The following is a 20,584-nucleotide window of genomic DNA, read 5'->3' on the forward strand; positions in this document are numbered from 1 at the left end:
TCGCCGGTCGCGGTTCCTTGGTATCGGATGCTGCTGACGGCGTCCCGCACCACCTGGCCGGCTACGGGTCCCCGGTGTTCGGCGCTGTCGACGGCGTCTCGCAGGGCCTCGCCGGTCGCGGTTCCTTGGTACCGGATGCCGCTGACGGCGTCCCGCAGGAAGCCGCACGTCACGGCCGCCCGGCCCCGGACGTTCCCGACGGCGTCCCGCGCCACCTCGGGGACCACGACTCCAGGGTGCTCGGCGCTGCCGACGGCGTCCCACGGAATCCGGACGGCTACGGCCCCTTGGCCTCGGATGTTCCCGACGGCGTCCGGCAGACCCCCGCCGGTCGCGGTCACTTGCCCCCGGACGCTCCCGACGGCCTCCCCCCGACCCCCGTCACCTCCGAGCCGGAAACCCCCGGCCCCGCCCCCGTACCCATCTCCATCCCCACAGCCCTCTCCCTCCGCTACCCACCCCGTGTCACCGAAGACCTCGGCTTCAGTGCCCTCCTCCCCCTCCTCCGGGCCCGCCGTACCGCCGACGTGGACCGTGCCTTCGACCTGTGGGCCGAGCCCGTGAACGTCGTGCAGGCCGCGGACACCGAGGGCGGGCTGCTGCACCGGGTCGCGGGGACGGTTCCGGTGCGGGCGGAGGCCAACCGGCTCCGGCCGGTGCCCGCCTGGGAGCCCGGTCACGAGTGGCGGGGCCGGCACGAGACACCCAGCGCCCAACTCGTCGACGGCATCGCCGTGATGGCCAACCAGCGCGGTCCCGCCACCCCGCTCGGCGTCGAGTTCGCGCCGCCCCACCGGGCGGACCGCATCACCGCCCTGCTGGCGGAGAAGGACCGCTGGTCGTCCGCCGACATGCCGCTGATCCACACGGACACCCATCTCGCCTCGGCACAGCCCCTGTTGGACCGGCTCGCGGCTCTGGACGACCTGAGCCCCCAGGCCGTGACCACGAGGCAAACGATTCTTCAGTGGGATCGCCGGATGGACTCCGGCAGCCGGAAGGCCGCCCTCTACGCCGCCGTCCGCAGCGCGGTCGTACGACGGCTCGCCGCCCACCCCGCCTTCGCCGCGCTCACCGCCCCGCCGGCCTACCCCGAGGTCCTCCTCCCCTGGCTCGGCCTCGTCCCCCGTGTCGCCTTCGCGCTCGAACACCTCCTGAGCGCCGAGCAGTTGTACGGCATCGACCGGGCCGAGATCGTGCGCGGGGCCGTGGAGGAAGTGGCTGCGCAGCCGCCCCAGGGCACCTGGGGCGACACCCACCGCCTCGCTCCCTGGAGCGCCCTCCCCGCGGACGACGACCCGACGGATCCCGCCCTCTCCGGCGACCACGACTGCGTCCTGTGCACCTCCGCCGTCCCCGGACTCACCGATCGCGCCGCCCGTGGCCCGGCCGCCCGTTACGTCTGGGACCTGGCCCGCCGCGAGGACAGCCTCTGGGTGGTCCCGCTGGGCGCCTCCGGTGTCCCCGGCTCACCCCATCACCGTGACCAACTCCCCTTGTGGCTCAGGGGAGATCTCGTCCCGGTCGTCACCGACTGGCAGCGACTGACCAAGGAAGACAAGGACACCGATGTCTGACACCCGCGCCCGTGACGCGGTCCACACCCAGCCCGTCGACGGCTTCGGCACCGTACGCGTCCTGCGTCTGGACCCGCACGCCGACGCCGCCACCGTCCACGCCTGGGTGCGCGAGGAACGGGCCGCGTTCTGGGGCATGAACGGCCTCACCCAGGACCAAGTGGCCGAGATCTATGCCCACTTGGACACCCTCGACACCCACCACGCCTATCTCCTGGAGAAGGACGGTGAACCGGCCGGACTCCTGCAGACCTACGAGCCGGAGGCCGACCGGGTCAGCGAGTGCTACCCCGTCGAGCCCGGCGACATCGGCATCCACCTGCTGCTACCGCCCCCCGGTCCGGACGGTACGCGTCCCGGCTGGTCGTCGGCGCTGCTGAGTGCCGTGGCCGCGTACGTCCTGCTGGGCCTCGACCGGCGGCGGGTCGTCGTCGACCCCGACGTGCGCAACGAGAAGGCGATCACCCGCTTCCTGAAGCAGGGCTTCGTGGCCGGGCCCCGGGTCGTCCTGCCGGAGATCGACATCCCGGACGTGCATCTGCCCGAGAAGCACGCCCAACTGGCCTTCCTCACAAGGGAGGTAGCCTTCCCGGGGTGACCCCGGAAGAGCTCATCGCGTACTACGAACTGGAGCCGATCCCCCGCGAGGGCGGGCTGTTCCGCCGTACCTGGGCGGGGTCCGAGCGCGCGGACGGCCGCCCGGACGGCTCCGCCATCGTCGTGCTGCTGACCGCGGACGACTACTCCGCCCTGCACCGCCTGCCCAGCGACGAGATCTGGCACCACTACCTCGGCGACCCGCTGGACCTCCTGCTCCTCGCCCCGGACGGCACCGCGAGCGCCGCCGTCCTCGGGCCGGACATACGCGGCGGCCAGCACCCCCAGCTGACCGTGCCCGCGGGCACCTGGATGGGCGCCAGGACCCGTGGTGCGTGGAGCTTCTTCGGCTGCACCATGGCGCCCGGTTTCACCTACGAGGACTACGAGCACGGGGACGCACGGGAACTGACGGCGCGTTACCCCGCCGAGGCCGCGCGGATCGCGGGACTGTGCCGTCCATGAGACTCCTGGAAGGACAGGTCGCCCTGGTCACCGGCGCGGGCGGCGGCATCGGGCGGGGCATCGCGCTGCGGTTCGCCGAGCAGGGCGCTTCGGTCGCGGTGTATTGCCGTACGGCCGTGGCGGCGGCCCGTGAAGTGGCGTCCCGCATCGGGGACATGGGTGCCCGGGCCGTCGTACTGGAAGCGGATCTGCGGGACGAGGAGGGGTGTCACCGGCTGGTCCGGGAGGCCGCGGAATGGGGTGAGGGGCTGACCTCGCTGGTCAACAACGCGGGCGTGCAGCCCACGCGGCCCCTGCCCGGGATGCCGGCGGAGGAGTGGCGGGCGGTCGTGGACACCAACCTCACCAGTGTCTTCGCGTGTACGCAGGCGGCGGCTGAGGTCATGCGGGCGGGCGGGTCCGTGACCCACATCGCGTCCATCGAGGCGAGCCGTCCCGCGCCCGGGCACGCCCACTACTCCGCCGCCAAGGCCGCCGTCGTGATGCACGCGCGGGCGGCGGCCCTGGAGTACGGCCCGCACGGCATCCGCGTCAACACGGTCTCGCCCGGCCTGATCGACCGGGAGGGGCTGGCGCGGGACTGGCCGGAGGGGACGGAGCGGTGGGTGCGGAAGGCACCCCTCGCACGCCTCGGGCGGCCGCAGGACGTGGCCGACGCGTGTGTGTTCCTGGCCTCGCCGCTCGCGTCCTGGATCACCGGGCACGACCTGGTGGTGGACGGCGGGATGTCCGCGCGGCCCACGTGGTGAGTGTTCCCGGGTTCGCGTCCGTACGTATCGGGAGCCCTGAGTCCAGGTACGGAGTAGTGACGTGAGGTGTGAGCGTGCAGGCAGCGGCACAGGCCGGCGAGGGCGAGGACTTCAAGGGCTGGTGCTGCTGGGCACCGTGCTGGTCCTGCTCCTCTTCGGCGGCGCGGGAGCGGCGTCGGCCCATGCCGCCCTCCGGGCCACCGACCCCGAGGACGGAACCGTCCTCAAGTCCGCCCCCCGTGACATCACCCTGACCTTCACCGAGTCCGTCGGCCTGCTCGACGACTCCTTCCGCGTCCTGGACCCCGACGGCAAGCGCCTGAAGGTCGGTGACGCCGGACACGGGACGGGCGGCTCGGACACGGCCCGGGTGTCCCTGCCCGCGAAGCTCGCCCAGGGCACCTACACGGTGGCCTGGCGGGTGGTCTCGGCCGACAGCCACCCGGTCTCCGGCGCCTTCACCTTCTCGGTCGGCAAGCCCTCCCCGGCCCCGGTGGCCGTGAACACCGGCCCGACCGAGGACCCGGCCACCGAGAGCCTCTACAACATGGGCCGCTATCTGGCCTACCTCGCCGCGGCCCTGCTCATCGGCACCGCGGTCTTCCTCACGGTCTGCCGCCCGCCGGAGCCGGCCCGGCTGCGCCGGCTCCTGTGGGCGGGCTGGGGCACCCTGCTCGGCTCGTCGCTGTTCCTACTGGTGCTGCGGGCGCCGTACGAGGCGGGGACGGGCCCGGGTGGCGCTTTCTCGGCGCAGGGCTTCGAACGCACCCTGAGCACCCGCCCCGGCGAGGCGCTCCTGGTCCGGGTGGCGTTGCTGCTGGTGGCTTACTTCTTCGTCGTACGACTGCTGCGGCTCGGCGAGGAGCGGCTGTCGCGGGCGTGGCAGGCGGCGGGCGGTGTGCTCGCCGTGGGCCTCGCGCTGACCTGGGCCGCCGCCGAGCACGCGTCCGCCGGGATCCAGGTGCCGGTGGCGATGACGTCCGCGGTGCTGCACGTGCTGGCGATGGCGGTCTGGCTGGGCGGCCTCGCGGCCCTGCTCAGCACGCTGTACCGGGACTCTTCGGACGACATCCCGGCCGGCGTCGTCTCCCGCTTCTCCCGGCTGGCCTTCGCCGCCGTGACCGTCCTCGTCGCCACCGGCGTCTACCAGTCCTGGCGCGGCCTCGGCTCCTGGAGCGCGATCACCGGGACGACGTACGGCCACCTGCTGGTCCTCAAGCTGATCGCGGTGGCGCTGCTGCTGACGGCGGCGAGGCTGTCGCGGCGATGGACGGGACGCCTGGCGGCGGTCGGGGCGCAGGTGCGGTCGGAGTCGGTCGTACGGGAGCGGGTGCCGGAGCGGGTGGGGGGACCGGCGGCCTTGGAGGGGCCGAAGCCTGCCGCCACCTCGGGAAGTTCCCGGGCCCACCAGTACGGCCTGCGCCGGTCCGTCCTCGCCGAAGTGGCCGTCGGGGTCGTGGTGCTGGTGCTCAGCACCGTGCTGAGCGGCACGCTCCCGGGCCGGGCGCAGGCCGAGGCGACCGAGGCGGATGGGTCGGCCCCGGCCGCGGGCGGGCTGCCGGCCGCGGCCGTGACCGACGTCCCCTTCGCCGTGGCCGGCACCTCGGGCAAGGTGCAGGTCACCCTCGACCCCGGCCGCACCGGCCTGAACTCGGTCCAGTGCATCGTCTTCGCCGCCGACGGCGGCCTCGCCACGGTCCCCGAACTCCGGCTGTCCTTCACCCTCCCGGCCAAGCGGATCGGCCCCATCGACGCCGAGGTGAAGGACAAGGGCGGCTACTGGGGCACCAACGAGCTCACGCTGCCCATCGCCGGCGACTGGCAGATGAAGGCGACGATCAGGGTCTCGGACATCGACCAGGTCAGCGTGACGAAGACGGTGAAGATCGTGGGCTGAGCAGGCCGGCCATGGTCTCGGAGGCTTGTACGGCGGCCGCTGCGCAGCAGTTGTTGAACAGGACGTGGAGCCGGTCGACCCGCTCGGCCAGTTCCCGCAACCTCGGTACCCATTCGGCGAGTTCGGCGCGCGGGTAGTCGTACCGGAAACGCTCCTCCTTGCTGCCGCGGCCCCAGGAGACGCTGCGCCCGTGGAACCGCACGACGGACAGCCGGGGCGTGGTGACAGGGGTGACCGGCGGCAGGGAGGCGGGCAGCCCCTGGGCCATGTCGACGCCGACGGCGGCGAAGCCGTACTTGCTCAGCAGCGCCCCGGTGAGGTCCCTGTGCCGCTCCTCCCACCAGTCCGGATGCCGGAACTCCACATGGACGGGCCATCCGGCGGTCCGCTGCGCGGTCTCCTCCAGAAACCTCTCCGCCCGCACCCCCGGCCGGAACCACGGCGGGAACTGGAACAGCACCCCGCCGAGCCGCCCGGCCGCCCGCAACGGCTCGATCCCGGCGGCGAACCGCGCCCACACCTCGTCCGGAGCGGCAGCTTGCTTCACCGGGTGGCCGGTGAGCGGGGCGTACGCCTTCACGTCGAAGGTGAACCCTGGTGGCGTCCGTTCCACCCACAGCAGGCTGTTGCGCTCACTGGGCAGCGCGTAGAAGGTGCCGTCCACCTCCACCACCGGGAACCGCTCGGCGTAGTACCGCAACCGCCCCTCTGCGTCCCGCCGTCCGCGTGGATACCAGCCACTGCGGACGAGGGCGGGGTCGGTCCAGGAGCAGGTGCCGACGAGGATGTTGGTCATGGACCTCGGGTACCGACTTAGGGTCCTGACATGACTTCGCAGGCGTATCTCTCCGCACTGTTCTCGCTGGACGGCCGTGTGGCCCTGGTGACCGGCGGGAGTTCGGGCATCGGCAGGGCGATCGCGGGGGCGTTGGCGCGGGCCGGGGCGAGCGTGGTGGTCGTGGCCCGCAAGGAGCCGGAACTGGCCTCTGTGGTCGAGGAGTTGAGGGCCGACGGATGCCGGGCGGCCTGGGTGAGCGGCGACTTGAGCACGAGGGACGGCGTTCGTACGGCGGCCCGGGCGGCCGTCGGTCCGTTCGGCGAGCCGGACATCCTGGTCAACTCCGCGGGGATCAACCTGCGTCCGCCGATGGGCGAGCTGACCGACGAGGTGTGGGACACCACGATGGCCGTCAACCTGGAGGCCCCCTACCTCCTGGGCCAGCGTTTCGGCCCCCGCATGGCCGAGCGCGGCTTCGGCCGGATCATCCACATCACCTCCCAGCAGGCCCACCGCGCCTTCGTCCAGAGCGGCGCCTACGGAGTCTCCAAGGGCGGCCTGGAGTCCCTGGCCCGCTCCCAGGCCGAGGCCTGGTCCCCGCACGGCGTCACCTGCAACGCCCTCGTCCCGGGCTTCGTGATGACCCCGCTCAACGCCCGCCTCGCCACCGACCCCGACACGGTCGCGGCCCTCGCCGCCCGTACCATGACCGGCCGCAACGGCCTCGCGGAGGACTTCGCGGGAGCGGCGGTCTTCCTGGCGAGCGGGGCGTCGGCGTATGTCACAGGGCAGTCGATCTTCGTGGACGGAGGGTTGTCGGTGCACTGAAACCGCTGCGTTCGGGGCGGCGTCCGGGTGTGCAAGACCGGGAGAACATATCCGAGTTACGCCATCGCGCGCCTGTCCGGATGTATCGGAGAAGGTGGTGCGCAATGGCGCGTCGGAGACCAGGCGCCGGAAACCGTCCCGGTCTTCGGTGGAGGCCCCGGACTGGCCCTGGTCGGTGTCGATCACCACTTTGGATCGTCGCCCCGCCTCACTCCTTCCTGACGGCCGGGGCCAGCCGGTAGAGGACCGCGCCGTGCGCGGGCAGGTCGGCGGCCAGGCTGCGGCCGTCGTGCGGGGTGTCGGTGCGGGTCCACAGTTCGCGGACGCGGTCGTCGGGACGGGCGCCGAGGGAGCCGAGCGGGACGGTGACGCGCTGAGGGGTGTCGGCGAGGGAGAACACGGCGGCGTAGCGGGTGCTTCCGTCGGTGTCCTGGGCGGTCCACAGGACGAGGCCCTTCTCGCGGAGGACCTCCCGGTTGCCGGTGCTGTGCCACAGGACGGCGAGTGCCTCCTCGTTGGTGAGCAGCTCGATCGTCTCCGGCGGGCTGGTGGGCAGGTCGCCGCCCATCATCAGCGGGGAGCGGGAGATCAGCCACAGGGTCATCAGGCTGATCTGCTCGTCGCGGGTGAGCAGGCAGAGGCGGTCCTCTCCCCGCTCGGCCCGGATGCCGACGTGGCCCAGCGGCAGCATGTCGGCGTCCGCCCAGCCGCCCGCGGCGGAGCCGTCTGTCGACGCCGTGCCCTGCCATGGTGCCCACCGGGCCATCCGGGCGAACTGCGTCTCGACGTCCTCCCACCGGTCCCACAGGTCGTCGCAGACGCGCCACATGGTGGCGTTGTTGCCCAGGTGGTCGAGGTGGGCGAGGGAGACGTCGGTGCCGGGGGAGAGGCTCAGCTCGATGGGCCGGCCGCTGCGGGCGATGGCCTCGGCGTAGGCGGAGATCTCCCGCTCGTGGTACGGGAAGAGCATGTCGTCGGCCTTGATGAAGTCGACGCCCCAGCGGGCGAACTGGGCGACCTGCGAGTCGTAGTACGCCTGGGCGCCCGGGTGGTCGTGGTTCAGGCCGTAGTTGTCGGTGTTCCAGGGACAGACGGAGTCGGTGTCGGCGATCTCGTCGGCGGTGAAGTCGGTGCCCTCGACGGGGAGTCGGGCGGCGACGGCGCGGCGCGGGATGCCGCGCATGATGTGCAGGCCGAACCGCAGGCCGAGTTGGTGGACGCGGTCGGCCAGCGGAGCGAACCCCGCGCCGTCCGCGGCCGAGGGGAACCGGTTCGGGGCGGGGAGTTGACGCCCGTGGGCGTCCAGGACCAGCGGCGCGTCCGGGTTGTAGCCGTGGGCGCGGGCGGTGGGCTCGTACCACTGGATGTCCACGACGACGGTGTCCCAGCCGTGGGCCAGCATGTGTTCGCTCATGAAGGCCGCGTTGGCGAGGACCTCGTCCTCGGTGACGGTGGTGCCGTAGCAGTCCCAGCTGTTCCAGCCCATCGGCGGACGCAGATGCCGCTCGGGGAGCGGACGGGCGGGTCGGGTCATGACTGGTCGCTTCCTGTACGGGTGCGCAGAACGGTGAAGGAGTACGCGGGGATCTCGCAGACCGGGCCGGTGAGCCGGTCCTCGGCGGGGGTGGCCGGGGCGGGCTCGAAGCGGCTGGTGAGGTGCGGAGGAGCGGTGAGCGTCGTGCGCTCGAAACCGTCCTCGGCGGCGGTCAGCCGGAGGCGGGAGGTGACGGGTTCGGGAGTCGTGTTCGCGATCTTGACGATCACGTCACCGGTGGCGCTGTCGCGGACCGCCGAGACGGCGAAGACCTCCGCGGCCGAGCGCACGTCCTCGACGTCGTGGAGCAGTTGGCCGTCGCGGTAGCAGCGGAAACGCCGGCCCTCCACCTCGACCCGCAGGTCGTACCACCGCCCCGTCTCGACCGGCACGTCCATGGGATCGGTGAGGTCGTGCTCGACGCCGTCGTCCACGCGCTGGAGTCGGGTGAAGCGGTTCTGCCAGCCGCCGACCGTCCACTGGTACCAGTCGCCGGGCGAGGTCGCGGCGAAGCCGATGACGAAGCCCTCGCCGCCGTCCGTCTTCCTGGCCCGCACGGAGAAGGCGTACGACGGGCCGTCCACCGCGTCGGCCAGCAGCAGCCTGGAGCCCTCCCCGCTTGCCGTCAGCCGGACGTGGCCCTCGCCGCCCGGCTCACAGGTGCCGGACTCGGCGTGCCAGTCGGCGAAGTCGGGCGTGGCGGGCGAGGAGTCGATGCGTACGTCGGTGAACTCGGCGCCGGTGTCGGCACTGGTGCCGATCAGGACGCCGTGGCGGCCGCCGTCCGGGAGGGGCGGAGCCTCGGGGGCTCCGGTCACCGTGACGGGCAGAGCGGTGTCGCCGGAGTTCACCGAGTGCATCTGCTGGACGTGGTAGTTGAGGGTGGGCCAGACGTCGGTGTTGTCGAAGTAGATCAGGTCGGGCGACCACTGGACGTGGTCGCGTTTGGCGAGCAGCGGGGCATAGGAGGCCAGGCGTACGACGTCGCCGTTGCGCTCCATGGCGATCATGTAGGCGGCCTCCGCCAGGGCGCTGCGGCCGTTGTTGCGCCAGCTGCCGTACTCCCCTATGTAGAGGTGCGGGCCCTCGCGGTCCATCGTCTCGAAGCGGCGGGTGTTCTCCAGGAACCAGCGGGGCGATTTGTAGGAGTGCTCGTCGACGATGGGGACGCGCTTCTCGCGGGCGAATGCCCAGCCCTTCTCCCAGTCCTCGCCCGCCGGGAAGGGGCCGACGGTGCCGATGACCGTGATCTCGGGGTGGTGTTCGCGCAGGGCGTCGTGGATGCGGGTGAAGCGGTCGCGGAAGGTGTCGCTGATGACGTCCTCGTTGCCGACGCCGAGGTACTCGAGGCCGAACGGCTCCGGATGTCCGGCGGCGGCGCGCACGGCACCCCAGCGGGAGTCGGCGGGGCCGTTGGCCCACTCCACCAGTGCCAGCACCTCTTCGACGTAGGCCTGCATCTCCTCCTCGGGGATGCCGACCTGGCCGGTCACGGGCGTGTTCTGGCAGCAGACTCCGGCGGGTACGACGGGCAGGGGCTTGGCTCCGATGTCCTCGCAGAACTGGAAGTACTCGAAGTAGCCCAGGCCCATCGACTGGTGGTAGCCCCACAGGTTGGACATCTGCCGACGGGCCGGCAGCGGACCGACGGTGTCGGGCCAGCGGTACATGTTGGACAGGCCGAGACCGTGTGCCACGCAGCCGCCGGGGAAGCGCACGAACTTCGGCTTCAGGTCCGCGATCGCCTGGGCGAGATCGGCGCGCAGGCCGCCGGGCCTGCCGCGGAAGGTGGCCTGGGGGAAGAGCGAGACCAGGTCCAGGTGGACGGTGCCGGTCCCGGTGGCCGTGACGGTGAACCGGGCGTCCGGGGCGGTCGCCTCGCAGGTGATCACCGCCGCGTACCGTTCCCAGGATCCGTTCAACGGCCCGAGCTCCGCCTGGCCGTACACCCGGCTGCCGTCCCGGCTCTCGATCCGCGCCACGAGACGGTCCGCGCTCCCGTCGGCCAGGCGCGCGTAGAGGCTGACGTCGTACGTCTCCCCCGCCCGGACGGCGATCCCGTCGAAGCCCTCGTTGCGCAGCCCCGCGCCGAGGCCGGTCGTACCGGTGGCGGTGGTGCTCAGCACCGCGTGGTGCGGGTTGGCCGGATGCAGCGGCACGATCGTGGCGACGGTGAGCGATCCGGCGGCGCCGTCCCGCTCCAGCAGTTCCCACGCGGTCAGGGCGTGCCATTCGGGCCGGTCGGCCGGGCTGTACTCGAAGGACCGGTTCTGCACGAGTTCGGCGTACAGGCCGCCGTCCGCGGCGTGGCTGAGGTCCTCGAAGAACACCCCGAACAGATCGGGCGAGATGGCGGTGCCCGGTGCCCGCGTGTCCACCTCGATGACCGTTTCGGCGGGGCGATCGGATTCAACCATGATCATCGTCTCCTTCAGCCGGCGAGGGTCACGGGGGCCTGCACCGTGAGGAACGAGTGGGGCGGCAGCGTCAGGTTCCAGCCGCGTTCGGTGACGGTCACGCCGTCGAAGGGGCGCGGGGCAACCGCCGTCGGCGCCTCGGGGGTGTTGTGGTCCTGGAGCTTGTCGGCCGTCAGCAGACGGGCGGTCGGCTCACCGACCAGGGCGCCGCGCAGGTCGAGCGTCATCTCGGCCGGTTCCTCGGCATCCAGGTTGGACAGCGAGATCAGAAGGTTGCCGTCCTTGACGCTGGCCGAGGCGGACACGGTCTCCAACTCCGCATCCCCCACGGTGCGTCGCGCGTCGGCCGTCCTCAGATGCACGGCGAGCGAGGTGGCGTCCTGATGCCCCTTGTTCATCTCGAACACGTGGTAGGTCGGGGTCAGCACCAGCGCGTCGCCGTCGGTGAGGACCATCGCCTGCAGGACGTTGACGGTCTGGGCGATGTTGGCCATGTACAGACGTGCGGCGTGCTTGTGGAAGATGTCGAAGTGGGTGGAGGCGACGAGCGCGTCGCGCAGGCTGTTCTGCTGGAACAGGAATCCGGGGTTGGTGCCCGGCTCGACGTCCCACCAGGTGCCCCACTCGTCCAGGACCAGACCGACCGTCCGCCCGCGGTCGTAGATGTCCATGACGGTGGAGTGGCCGGTGAGGATGTGGTCGGCCTTCCGGGCGGAGAGCATCGTCCGGTAGTAGTCGTCCGTGTCGAAGTCGGTGGCGCTGCCCTTCGCCTCCCAGGTGCCGGCCATCGTGTAGTAGTGGAAGGACAGGCCCTGGAAGAAGTTCTTCGGGGTGGACTCGCAGCCGAAGCAGCTGATCTGCTGCATCAGCGTCTCGGTCCACTTGTAGTCGGCGTCCGAGGCGCCCGAGGCGATGCGGTACAGCTTGTTGTCGCCGTGGTCGCGGCAGTACGTGGCGTACTGCCGGGCCAGGTCGGCGGAGTACTCGGCGCGCATGTTGCCGCCGCAGCCCCAGGTCTCGTTGCCGATACCCCAGAACTTCACCTTCCACGGTTCCTCGCGACCGTTCTCCTTGCGCAGCCGCACCATCGGGCTGTCGCCGTCACGGGTGAGGTACTCGACCCACTCGCTCATCTCCTGGACGGTGCCGGAGCCGACGTTGCCGCTGATGTACGGCTCGGCGCCGAGCAGTTCGCACAGGGCCATGAACTCGTGGGTGCCGAAGTGGTTGTTCTCCTCCACGTTGCCCCAGTGGGTGTTGACCATCCGGGGGCGCTGGTCGCGGGGGCCGATGCCGTCCCGCCAGTGGTACTCGTCGGCGAAGCAACCGCCCGGCCAGCGCAGGTTGGGGATGTTCAGGGCGCGCAGGGCCTCGACGATGTCGAGTCGGATGCCTCCCTCGTTGGGGATGGGCGAGTCCTCCCCGACCCAGAAGCCGTCGTAGATGCAGCGGCCGAGGTGTTCGGCGAAGTGGCCGTAGAGATGGCGGCTGATGGTGGGGCCCTCGATGTCGAGGTTGATGACCGCGGTGGCTGTGGACATGGGTGTACTCCAATGCGGGGTGGTGGGTGTTGTTGTGCGATCCGGGGTCGGCACGGGTGTTGTGCGATCCGGGGTCGGCACGCGTGTTGTGCGGTCCGGGGTCGGCACGGGTGTTGTGCGATCCGGGGTCGGCACGGGTGTGCCGGCGCCGACCGGACCAGGAGGGGGCCGTCAGTCGCTCGTCGGATGAGGTGGGTGTGTCCGGCGAACCGGTTCGGCTCCGCCGAGGGAAGAGGACCCGGCTGACGTGGGTGCGGGAAGGGGGGAGCCCGGTGCGGGACTGATGCGGGATGAGATCGGGGAGTGGCCCGGGCGTCAGGGGCGTCAGGGGCGTAAGGGGAGATGCCCTCTCGCCGGACGGCCGAGGGCGGCCCTCACCATGGGGCCAGGGAGCCGTCGGCGTTGCGCCACACGGGGTTGCGCCACCGGTGTCCGCGTTCGGCGGCCGCCCGGACCGCGTCCTCGTCGATCGTGATGCCCAGGCCGGGTCCGGTCAGCCGGGAGATGTAGCCGTCCTGGGCCGTGAAGGGCGAGGTGTCGAGGAGGTAGTCCAGCAACCCGCCGCTGTCGCCGTACCCGATACCGAGCGACTGTTCCTGGATGAGGAAGTTGGGTGTCGCGAAGTCGATCTGGAGGCTCGCGGCCAGGGCGATGGGGCCGAGCGGGCAGTGCGGGGCGACCAGGACGTCGTACGTCTCCGCCATGGCCGCGATCCGCCGGGTCTCGGAGATGCCGCCGGCGTGGCTGACGTCCGGCTGGGCCACGGCGATGCCGTCGGACATCACGGAGCGGAAGTCCCAGCGGGAGTAGAGCCGTTCGCCGGTGGCGATGGGGATCGAGGTGGATCGCACGACCGCGCCGAGGTCCGCGGAGTACTCCGGCAGGACCGGTTCCTCCACGAACATCGGCAGCAGCGGTTCGAGGAGGGGGAGCACCCGGCGGGACATCGCCCCGCTGAAGCGCCCGTGGAAGTCGAGGGCCACGTCGCACTCCGGCCCGACGGCCTCGCGTACCGCGGTGACTCGCGCCACGATGGCGTCGATCGCGGCCGGTGTGGCGAGCGGCTCCAACTGGCCGCAGGGGTTCATCTTGACGGCGGTCAGCCCCTTCGCGACCTGCTCGGCCGCCGAATCGGCCAGCTCCTCGGGCGTCTCCCCGCCGACCCAGCCGTAGATGCGCACCCGGTCGCGTACGTGCCCGCCGAGCAGCGCGTGGACGGGTACGCCGAGCGCCTTGCCCGTGATGTCCCACAGTGCCTGGTCGATGCCGGCCAGGGCGCTGTTGAGGACGGGGCCGCCGCGGTAGAAGCCGCCCTTGGCGATGAGCTGCCAGTGCTCCTCGATGCGGGTGGGGTCCTGGCCCATCAGGTGGTCGAAGGTCTCCTCGACGCACTGGGCGACCGTCCGGGCTCTGCCCTCGACGATGGGTTCGCCCCAGCCGCTGATGCCCTCGTCGGTGTCGACACGCAGGAAGAGCCAGCGTGGTTCGACGAGGAAGAGTTCGTATCCGGTGATCTTCACGAAGGGGTCTCCGGGTTCTGCGGCGCGCGGCTCGGCGGCCGGTCTGCGGTGCGGGTGAAGGGGGACGGAGATTGCGGGGGTCTGCGGGTGAAGGGGGCTCAGAGGGTGGGGAGTCTGCGGGGGACGCGGGGCTCAGAGGGCGGGAGTCTGCGGGGGACGCGGGGCTCAGAGGGCGGGGAGTCTGCGGATGATGGGCTGGTCCGGCCGGCGGAGCGCTGCGGTGTCAGTCCTGGGCGCTGATGCTGCGGCCGCCGTCCACGGCCAGGCTCTGGCCGGTGACGAAGGCGGCGTCGTCGGAGGCGAGGTAGGCCACCGCGGCGGCGACGTCCTCCGGTGTTCCGAGCCGCCCGGCCGGGGCCCGGGAGGCGGACTTGGCCAGGTAGTCCGGCGAGGCGACCGCCCAAGGGGGGGTGAACACGGAGCCGGGCAGGACGGCGTTGAACCTGACCTGTCCGCCGTACTCGACGGCGAGCTGACGCACCAGGCCGCCGATGCCGGCCTTGGCCGCGGCGTAGGCGGGGAAACCGCGGAAGCCCAGCACCGCGTGGACGGACGAGGTGACCACCACCGCGCCCCCGGTTTCCCGGAGGTGGGGCAACGCGGCTCGGACCCCGTAGAACACCGAGTCGAGGCAGAGCGTCAGCTGGCCGTGCCAGGCGGCGTCGTCCAGCTCGTGCACAGCCGCGGGCAGATTCCGGCCGGCGTTGAGATGCAGGACGTCGAGCCGGCCGGTCCAGGACACGGCCTCCTTGACGACCTCGTCCCACTCGCCGGGTGAGGTGACATCCAGGCGGTGGTCCCGGGCCCGTCCTCCGCCGCCGCGGATCTCCTCGGCGACGCGGTGCGCGCCCTCGCCGTCGACGTCCGTGACCAGTACGGAGGCTCCCTCCGCGGCCAGCCGGTGCGCGGTGGCCGCTCCGATCCCGGAGGCCGCGGCGGTGAGCAGCGCCGTGCGGCCGGCGAAACGGGTCAGTCCCCCGGCCGTCCCCCCGGCCGTCATGGTGTCGCTCCGGGTGCGCTCGTGGAGCCGCGCGCCACCAGGCGAGGCTCTGTGGGTACGACGATGTCTCCCGTCGGGGCACCCTGGACGGCGGCGACCAGGGCGTCCACGGCCGCGGTCCCCAGCTCGTACAGGGGCATGGCCACGGTCGTCAGCGGTGGCCAGAGGTGACCGGCGATGGGCAGGTCGTCGTTGCCGATCACGGACACGTCCTCGGGGATGCGCAGGCCCAGCGACCGGATGGCCCCCATGGCGCCGATCGCCTGGGCGAGCGAACTGGTGTAGAGCGCGGTGACGGGGGGCGGGGCCCCCGGCGTGCCGCCCAGCAGCTCAAGGGCCGCGCAGACGCCACCCTCCTCGGTGAAGTCCCCGGACGCGACCGGTGCGGCTTGCAGCCCCAGTTCGTCGGCGTGCCGCAAAAACGCGTCCTTGCGGGCGTCGCTGGGGGCTATGCCGGCCGGGCCCGCGATGTGGCCGATCGCCCGGTGGCCGAGGCCGTGGAGGTGGTCGAGGGCGGTGACGCTGGAGCGGGCCACGTCCATGGTGACGTTCCGGCCGGAGCCCTCGACCGGCCGGTTGAGGAAGACATGCGGCACGGAACTGCTGCGCAGCGTGTCCACCAGGGGGTGGCCGGGGCGTGCCGAGGCCATGAGCAGTCCGTCGACCCGGCCGTCCTGCACCAGGTCGTTGAAGGAGTCGTCGGCCTGCTGCCCGTCGAAGTCCTCGGCCAGGAGGGAGAGGTAGCCCAGCTCACGGGCCCGCTGGTAGGCGCCGCGCGCGATGGTGACGTAGGTGGGGTTGGCCAGGGCGGGCACCAGCAGGGCGAGAGCGTGGGTGCGGGAGCCGGCCAGCGCCCGCGCCCCGGCATGGGGGCGGTAGCCCAGTGCCTGCGCCACTTCGTGGACCCGCTGCCGGGTCTCCTCCCGGACGGACAGGTCACGGCCGTTGAGCACCTTGGAGACAGTGGCCTTGGAGACGCCGGCCGCATGGGCGACGTCCACCAGCCTGGCCCGGACCGGTTGTCCGAGGGCGGGGGGATCCGACATCTCCAGCGCTCCCTTCCGAGGTTCAACATGCGAATCGTTCGACTGGTCGAACGTTGTTCAATCCCTTGACACTTAACGTCGCCGCAACTTAACGTTCGCCGCAGTTCGAGTCAACCGGTTTCCCTGGGCCAGTTTCCGTGACGAACCACAATGAAACCCAGGAAACCGACTATCGCGAAACCAAGCTGACATGTCGGTACAGACTGAAGTTGGGTGACGTGTGCAGTGAAGTGCTCCGGAAGACTCCTGGCGGTGGGAACACCACCGGCAGGTACCTCCGTGGATCTCCGTGGATCCCCGATGCGGGTGACACCGTGCTTACCGGCATGCGGTACAGCCGGACCGCATCCATCGACCCTTGTCCCGCACGACGATTCCGGCCGCCAGGACTTGTCAACGGTCCAGCAGAACCTCACGACGGTTCCCTGCTCGGCTTCCTGACCATGTGACAGCCCGTCCGTCCACGCTGTACGTCGGCACGGCCTGCCGTGCCGTGCCCGAGGCACGGCGGCTACCACGCCTGGCGTCCTCCCCTGACTCGCCGCCAGTCCCGGCACCGGGCGCGGCGCCGAGGCTCCCGGCGACGCACGCACCGCACTTGGGCACGCCCGGATGCCTGCCCGAGAAACCCTCGCGGCGCCCCCGCATCCTGCCTCGCGGTCCGCACCCTGCCCCGCGGTCCGCACCCTTCCTCTTCCCGCCCTCTTCCTGCCAAGACACCCCGTACGAAAGGCTGACAAAGATGTCCTTCCCCGACACGGCCCCCTTCGGCAGGCGCCGTTTCCTCGCCGCCTCAGCAGGTGCCGCGCTGGCGGCCACCGCGCTCCCCGGCTGTGCCGCCTCCGTCGACGACGACACGAACTCCGGCGGCGGCGACAAGACGCTCACGATCCTTTCCGGCCAGAACGAGATGGACGCGAAGACCATCAAGGCCGCGGAAGCGGCACTGGGCGTCAAGGTCCGGCTGATCGAGTCCGACCCCACCAAGCTCAACGCCATGCTGGCCGCCAAGAACCCGCCGGACCTGGTGCGCGCGCAGGGTGCGACGGAAACTCCGTTCTACGCCGCGCGCGGTGTGATGGCCGACCTGGACCCCTACTTCGCCAAGAGCGAGGTCCTCAAGGTCTCCGACCTCGACCCGGTCAACGACGTGTGGCGCTTCGACGGGGAGAAGCAGGGCACCGGCCCCCGCTACGGCATGACCAAGGACTACTCGCAGGACTCGATGTTCTGGTACCGCACCGACATGTTCGAGGCGGCCAAGCTCGACCTGCCCAGCGACACCGATCCGCTCTCCTGCGACGAGTGGCTGGACCTCGGCAAGCGGCTGGTCAAGCGCCGGCTCGGCAAGGTCAAGGTGTACGGGCTGAACATCCAGGCGCTGGGCAGCGTCTTCCTGCCGATGATGGGTATGACCGCTTCCGCCGGGGGGCGCGTGTTCGCCGAGGACCTGGCCTCGGTGGACTTTTCCTCCCCCGAGGCGCTCAAGGCGCTGCAGTGGTACATGGAGTACGCCCGGGCCGACATAGGCCCCAACGTGGTCAACCCGAACCCGGACGGCTGGGACTGGCCCACCTACCAGGCGGGCCGCATGGCGATGGCCGGCGACGGCTACTGGTTCGGCGGGTCGATCGGCGCCGAGGCGAAGGTGGCCGCGGTGTCCCGGTTCGCGCCCGCCCCCCAGCTCGGCAGCACCCGCGTCAGCCCCTGCTTCAGCGCCTCCGGTTACTGGATCCCGAAGGACGCCAAGAACAAGGACCTGGCGTGGAAGTTCTTCGAGTGGTACTTCGGCGGCCAGCCGGCCACGGACCGGGCGTCCAGCGGCTGGGGCATCCCGACACTGAAGTCGCTGCGCCCGAAGATGCCCCAGAGCACAGCGTTCCAGAAGCAGGCGTTCCAGGTGCAGGAGCAGGAGCTGGCGCACTTCTCGGTCCTGACCTGCTCCCCGTACGCCCTGACCACCTCTCTGGACGCGGTCATCAACAAGGTGCTGCCGGGTGCGATCAAGTCGGGCACCTCCGCGGGCAAGGTCGCCGATCAGCTCAACTCGGGCATGAACGAACTGCTCGCCAAGGGCAAGGCGGCCCTGCAGTGAGCCTTCGTCAGGACACCGGGGCGCCGGCCTCGGCCGGCGCCCCGGTGTCGGAACCGGCTCCCGGCCCCCGGCCGGTGCGGACGCGCCGCACCCGTTCGGTGCGCACACGCCGGTCTCTCGCCTTCTACGTCTTCGCCGGCCCCTGGCTGGTGGGCTTTCTGGCGCTCACGGCCTACCCGCTGGGGTACGCGCTGTGGCTGAGTTTCACCGACTCCGACGGGCTCTCCCCCCACACCCACTTCGTGGGCATGGCCAACTACACCGAGGCCCTCTCCGATCCCGACGTTCTCGCCTCGCTGGCCCGTACCGGCGTGTTCACCCTCATCACGGTGCCGTTGACGATCGTCGCCGGGCTTCTCATGGCCGTGCTGCTCAACCAGCCGATCAGGGCCCGCGGCCTGTTCCGCACCCTGCTCTACCTGCCCGCGGTGGTGCCGCCGGTCGGCGCCGCGCTCACCTTCAAGCTCATCTTCGACCGGGACTCCGGAGCCGCCAACGGCCTGCTGGACACCTTCGGCAAGAACGGTGTCAGCTGGCTGTCGGACCCCTACGCCCGATGGGTGCTGATCATCCTCACGCTGTGGGCCGTCGGAAACGTCATGATCATCTCGCTCGCGGGGCTCCAGGACATACCCAGGGAACTGCTCGAAGCGGCCCGGATGGACGGGGCCAATGCCTGGCAGTCCTTCACCCGGATCACCGTGCCGCTGCTCTCCCCGGTGCTCTTCTTCCAGGTTGTCACCGGCATCATCGCCGCGCTGCAGAGCTTCATGCCCCTGCTGATCGCACTGGACCCCACCCCGAAGGGCGTTACGGCGGTGCCCGAGAGCAACTACTTCTACATGATCAACGTGTTCGCCCAGTACTTCTCCAACGGCCGGTACGGCTACGCGTCGGCCCTGCTGTGGATCCTGTTCCTCTGCGTCCTCGCGATCACCTTCCTCGTCTTCAGGCTGAGCAGGGGCGTGGTCTTCTACTCCACGGCCCCGGAAACACCGGCCGAGTCCAAGCCGCGCACGATCGGAGGCGGCCGATGACCCTGGCCAAGCGCAACGCCGTCTACATGATTCTGATCGCGCTCGTCGTCCTCATGCTCAGCCCCTTCGGCTGGCTGTTCGTCACCGCTCTCAAGAACCCCGACGAACTCGCTGTCATGCCGATCCACTGGTGGCCTCACGACCCAAACCTCGGCAACTTCCAGCAGGCGTTGAACTTCTTCCCCTACCTCGCCTACGCCCGCAACTCCTTGACGATCGCCACCATCTACTCGGTGCTCATCACCCTCGCCTCGGCCTGGGCCGGCTACGGCTTCGCGCGCCTCGAAGCACCCGGGAAACGCGCCATCTTCGGCCTGTTGATGTCGACGATGATGATGCCGACCATCATCACCTTCATCCCCACCTACCTGATCTTCGCCAAGCTCCACCTCGTCAACACCTACATCCCCTGGGTGCTGTGGGGCCTGTGCGGAGCCCCGTACCTGGTCTTCCTCTTCCGGCAGTTCTTCACCAACATGCCGAAGGAACTGGAGGAGGCGGCGATCGTCGACGGCTGCGGACACATCCGCATCTTCTGGCGCATCTTCCTGCCCCAGTCCTGGCCGGTCATCGCCACCAGCATGATCCTGTCCTTCTCGTGGGCCTGGGGCGACTACATCGGCCCCTCCATGCTGCTGGACAGCGACCGCACCACGCTGGCGGTGAGGATCGCCAACGGCTACACCAACGTGCACGGCGGCCATTACAACAACCTCGTCGCCGCGGGTGCCGTGATGTACGTCGTTCCCGTGCTCATCCTCTTCCTGATCATGCAGCGCGGCTTCGTCACCAGCGTCAGCACCTCGGGGCTGAAGTGACCGGGCGTCCGGAGCTCACCCCGCAGTTGCGGCGTACCCGGGTCATGGCGATCCTCCGGTCGGCCGACGGCTCGGGACTGCCCGCGGTGGCCCGGGCGCTGGCGGCGGGCGGGATCACCTGCCTGGAGGTCACCCTCACCACGCACGGGGCGCTCGACGCCCTGGCCCGGATCCGCGACGATCTCGGTCCCGACGTGGCGGTCGGCGCCGGCACCGTCCTGACCGTCCGTCAGGCCCGGGACGCGCTGTCCGCCGGAGCCGAGTTCCTGGTGGCCCCCAACGTGGACACCGACGTCATCGCCGGCGCCGCGCGCGGCGGCACCCCCTGTTACCCGGGCGCCTGGACGCCCACCGAGGTGTGCGCCGCCTGGCAGGCGGGCGCCTCGGCCGTCAAGCTCTTCCCGGCGGGCACCGGCGGCCCCGAGCACCTGCGGCACCTGCGGGCGCCCCTGCCGCACATCCCGCTCATCGCGGTCGGGGGAGTCGGCCTGACCGAGGCACGCGCCTTCGTCGACGCGGGCGCCTGTGCCGTGGGCGTCGGTTCCCCGCTGCTGCGCGGAGCGGACCGTGATCCGGCCCCGAAGACCCTGGACCTTCTCACCGAAAGGGGGCACGCCTTGTTGGAAGCGGTCGGACCCGCCGCCGAGAACGACGAGGCAGGCTCATGACCGACGGCCCGACGCCT

17 protein-coding genes and 1 pseudogene are annotated in these 20,584 nt (G+C 71.1%); 10 read left to right on the forward strand and 8 right to left on the reverse strand.

What is annotated here, in order from left to right; all coding sequences use genetic code 11:
- Nucleotides 1-341, reverse strand: a 341-nt coding sequence (locus ACI2L1_RS39360; protein ID WP_404744255.1) for a hypothetical protein, incomplete at its 3' end; no start/stop codon positions are given.
- A 90-nt stretch (nt 342-431) separates the two neighbouring features.
- Between ACI2L1_RS39360 and ACI2L1_RS39365 the strand changes: the two are divergent.
- The 5 genes and pseudogenes from ACI2L1_RS39365 to ACI2L1_RS39385 all read left to right on the forward strand — a co-directional run.
- A pseudogene (locus ACI2L1_RS39365) lies at nt 432-1,577 on the forward strand (penicillin acylase family protein); the annotation flags it as partial.
- Nucleotides 1,570-2,175, forward strand: coding sequence for a GNAT family N-acetyltransferase (locus tag ACI2L1_RS39370; RefSeq protein WP_404744256.1), 606 nt, complete (start codon nt 1,570-1,572; stop codon nt 2,173-2,175). The pseudogene ACI2L1_RS39365 and the gene ACI2L1_RS39370, both read left to right, overlap by 8 nt.
- Nucleotides 2,172-2,639 carry a cupin domain-containing protein gene (locus tag ACI2L1_RS39375; RefSeq protein WP_404744257.1) on the forward strand — a complete coding sequence of 156 codons (468 nt, stop codon included), beginning with the start codon at nt 2,172-2,174 and terminating at the stop codon, nt 2,637-2,639. The genes ACI2L1_RS39370 and ACI2L1_RS39375 overlap by 4 nt, the downstream gene beginning before the upstream one ends.
- On the forward strand, nt 2,636-3,388 hold the full coding sequence (locus ACI2L1_RS39380; RefSeq protein WP_404744258.1) for an SDR family NAD(P)-dependent oxidoreductase: 753 nt from the start codon (nt 2,636-2,638) through the stop codon (nt 3,386-3,388). Before ACI2L1_RS39375 ends, ACI2L1_RS39380 begins: the two co-directional genes overlap by 4 nt.
- A gap of 121 nt (nt 3,389-3,509) precedes the next feature.
- On the forward strand, nt 3,510-5,285 hold the full coding sequence (locus ACI2L1_RS39385) for a copper resistance CopC/CopD family protein (RefSeq protein WP_404744259.1): 1,776 nt from the start codon (nt 3,510-3,512) through the stop codon (nt 5,283-5,285).
- On the opposite strand, the gene ACI2L1_RS39390 is transcribed toward ACI2L1_RS39385, so the two are convergent.
- Complete coding sequence (locus ACI2L1_RS39390) at nt 5,251-6,081, reverse strand: DUF72 domain-containing protein (RefSeq protein WP_404744260.1); 831 nt, start codon at nt 6,079-6,081, stop codon at nt 5,251-5,253. The genes ACI2L1_RS39385 and ACI2L1_RS39390 overlap by 35 nt on opposite strands.
- A 30-nt stretch (nt 6,082-6,111) precedes the next feature.
- Between ACI2L1_RS39390 and ACI2L1_RS39395 the strand changes: the two genes are divergently transcribed.
- Nucleotides 6,112-6,891 (forward strand): SDR family NAD(P)-dependent oxidoreductase, encoded by a 780-nt coding sequence (locus ACI2L1_RS39395; protein WP_404744261.1) that lies wholly within the window; start codon nt 6,112-6,114, stop codon nt 6,889-6,891.
- 208 nt (nt 6,892-7,099) lie between these two features.
- Here the strand turns inward: ACI2L1_RS39395 and ACI2L1_RS39400 are convergent, their stop codons facing one another.
- The 6 genes from ACI2L1_RS39400 to ACI2L1_RS39425 all read right to left on the reverse strand — a co-directional run bounded on the left by ACI2L1_RS39400 (nt 7,100) and on the right by ACI2L1_RS39425 (nt 15,949).
- Nucleotides 7,100-8,425: a glycoside hydrolase family 27 protein gene (locus ACI2L1_RS39400; RefSeq protein ID WP_404744262.1), complete on the reverse strand. Its 1,326-nt coding sequence runs from the start codon at nt 8,423-8,425 to the stop codon at nt 7,100-7,102.
- On the reverse strand, nt 8,422-10,842 hold the full coding sequence (locus ACI2L1_RS39405) for an alpha-L-arabinofuranosidase C-terminal domain-containing protein (RefSeq protein ID WP_404744263.1): 2,421 nt from the start codon (nt 10,840-10,842) through the stop codon (nt 8,422-8,424). The genes ACI2L1_RS39400 and ACI2L1_RS39405 overlap by 4 nt, the downstream gene beginning before the upstream one ends.
- A 14-nt stretch (nt 10,843-10,856) precedes the next feature.
- The gene (locus tag ACI2L1_RS39410; protein WP_404744264.1) at nt 10,857-12,383 is read right to left on the reverse strand and encodes an alpha-N-arabinofuranosidase; all 1,527 of its coding nucleotides are present in this window, start codon (nt 12,381-12,383) and stop codon (nt 10,857-10,859) included.
- A 374-nt stretch (nt 12,384-12,757) separates the two neighbouring features.
- Entirely contained in the window at nt 12,758-13,903 is a 1,146-nt protein-coding gene (gene dgoD / locus ACI2L1_RS39415) for a galactonate dehydratase (RefSeq protein ID WP_404744265.1), read from the reverse strand.
- A 223-nt stretch (nt 13,904-14,126) separates the two neighbouring features.
- Nucleotides 14,127-14,903, reverse strand: a complete 777-nt coding sequence (locus tag ACI2L1_RS39420) for an SDR family NAD(P)-dependent oxidoreductase (RefSeq protein WP_404744266.1) — start codon at nt 14,901-14,903, stop codon at nt 14,127-14,129.
- Nucleotides 14,900-15,949, reverse strand: a complete 1,050-nt coding sequence (locus tag ACI2L1_RS39425) for a LacI family DNA-binding transcriptional regulator (protein WP_404744267.1) — start codon at nt 15,947-15,949, stop codon at nt 14,900-14,902. Before ACI2L1_RS39425 ends, ACI2L1_RS39420 begins: the two co-directional genes overlap by 4 nt.
- Before the next feature lie 742 nt (nt 15,950-16,691).
- Between ACI2L1_RS39425 and ACI2L1_RS39430 the strand changes: the two genes are divergently transcribed.
- From ACI2L1_RS39430 to ACI2L1_RS39445, 4 genes are read left to right on the forward strand one after another with little or no spacing between them, the layout of a single operon-like run.
- A complete protein-coding gene (locus ACI2L1_RS39430) occupies nt 16,692-18,044 on the forward strand; it encodes an extracellular solute-binding protein (protein ID WP_404744268.1) in 1,353 nt (450 codons plus the stop codon).
- Nucleotides 18,041-19,081 (forward strand): carbohydrate ABC transporter permease, encoded by a 1,041-nt coding sequence (locus ACI2L1_RS39435; RefSeq protein ID WP_404744269.1) that lies wholly within the window; start codon nt 18,041-18,043, stop codon nt 19,079-19,081. The genes ACI2L1_RS39430 and ACI2L1_RS39435 overlap by 4 nt, the downstream gene beginning before the upstream one ends.
- Nucleotides 19,078-19,899: a carbohydrate ABC transporter permease gene (locus ACI2L1_RS39440; protein ID WP_404744270.1), complete on the forward strand. Its 822-nt coding sequence runs from the start codon at nt 19,078-19,080 to the stop codon at nt 19,897-19,899. Before ACI2L1_RS39435 ends, ACI2L1_RS39440 begins: the two co-directional genes overlap by 4 nt.
- The gene (locus ACI2L1_RS39445; RefSeq protein ID WP_404744271.1) at nt 19,896-20,567 is read left to right on the forward strand and encodes a bifunctional 4-hydroxy-2-oxoglutarate aldolase/2-dehydro-3-deoxy-phosphogluconate aldolase; all 672 of its coding nucleotides are present in this window, start codon (nt 19,896-19,898) and stop codon (nt 20,565-20,567) included. The genes ACI2L1_RS39440 and ACI2L1_RS39445 overlap by 4 nt, the downstream gene beginning before the upstream one ends.
- Nucleotides 20,568-20,584 lie beyond the last annotated feature (17 nt).

Origin of the sequence: Streptomyces sp. NPDC019531, assembly GCF_044903305.1 — a bacterium.
Lineage (GTDB): Bacteria > Actinomycetota > Actinomycetes > Streptomycetales > Streptomycetaceae > Streptomyces.

Bases quoted from the DNA above. Each gene is read 5' to 3' on its own strand.
- ACI2L1_RS39370 (WP_404744256.1), top strand. From the start codon at position 1,570: ATGTCTGACACCCGCGCCCGTGACGCGGTCCACACCCAGCCCGTCGAC.
- ACI2L1_RS39380 (WP_404744258.1), top strand. From the start codon at position 2,636: ATGAGACTCCTGGAAGGACAGGTCGCCCTGGTCACCGGCGCGGGCGGC.
- ACI2L1_RS39390 (WP_404744260.1), bottom strand. From the start codon at position 6,081: ATGACCAACATCCTCGTCGGCACCTGCTCCTGGACCGACCCCGCCCTC.
- ACI2L1_RS39395 (WP_404744261.1), top strand. From the start codon at position 6,112: ATGACTTCGCAGGCGTATCTCTCCGCACTGTTCTCGCTGGACGGCCGT.
- ACI2L1_RS39400 (WP_404744262.1), bottom strand. From the start codon at position 8,425: ATGACCCGACCCGCCCGTCCGCTCCCCGAGCGGCATCTGCGTCCGCCG.
- ACI2L1_RS39405 (WP_404744263.1), bottom strand. From the start codon at position 10,842: ATGGTTGAATCCGATCGCCCCGCCGAAACGGTCATCGAGGTGGACACG.
- ACI2L1_RS39410 (WP_404744264.1), bottom strand. From the start codon at position 12,383: ATGTCCACAGCCACCGCGGTCATCAACCTCGACATCGAGGGCCCCACC.
- ACI2L1_RS39420 (WP_404744266.1), bottom strand. From the start codon at position 14,903: ATGACGGCCGGGGGGACGGCCGGGGGACTGACCCGTTTCGCCGGCCGC.
- ACI2L1_RS39425 (WP_404744267.1), bottom strand. From the start codon at position 15,949: ATGTCGGATCCCCCCGCCCTCGGACAACCGGTCCGGGCCAGGCTGGTG.
- ACI2L1_RS39430 (WP_404744268.1), top strand. From the start codon at position 16,692: ATGTCCTTCCCCGACACGGCCCCCTTCGGCAGGCGCCGTTTCCTCGCC.
- ACI2L1_RS39440 (WP_404744270.1), top strand. From the start codon at position 19,078: ATGACCCTGGCCAAGCGCAACGCCGTCTACATGATTCTGATCGCGCTC.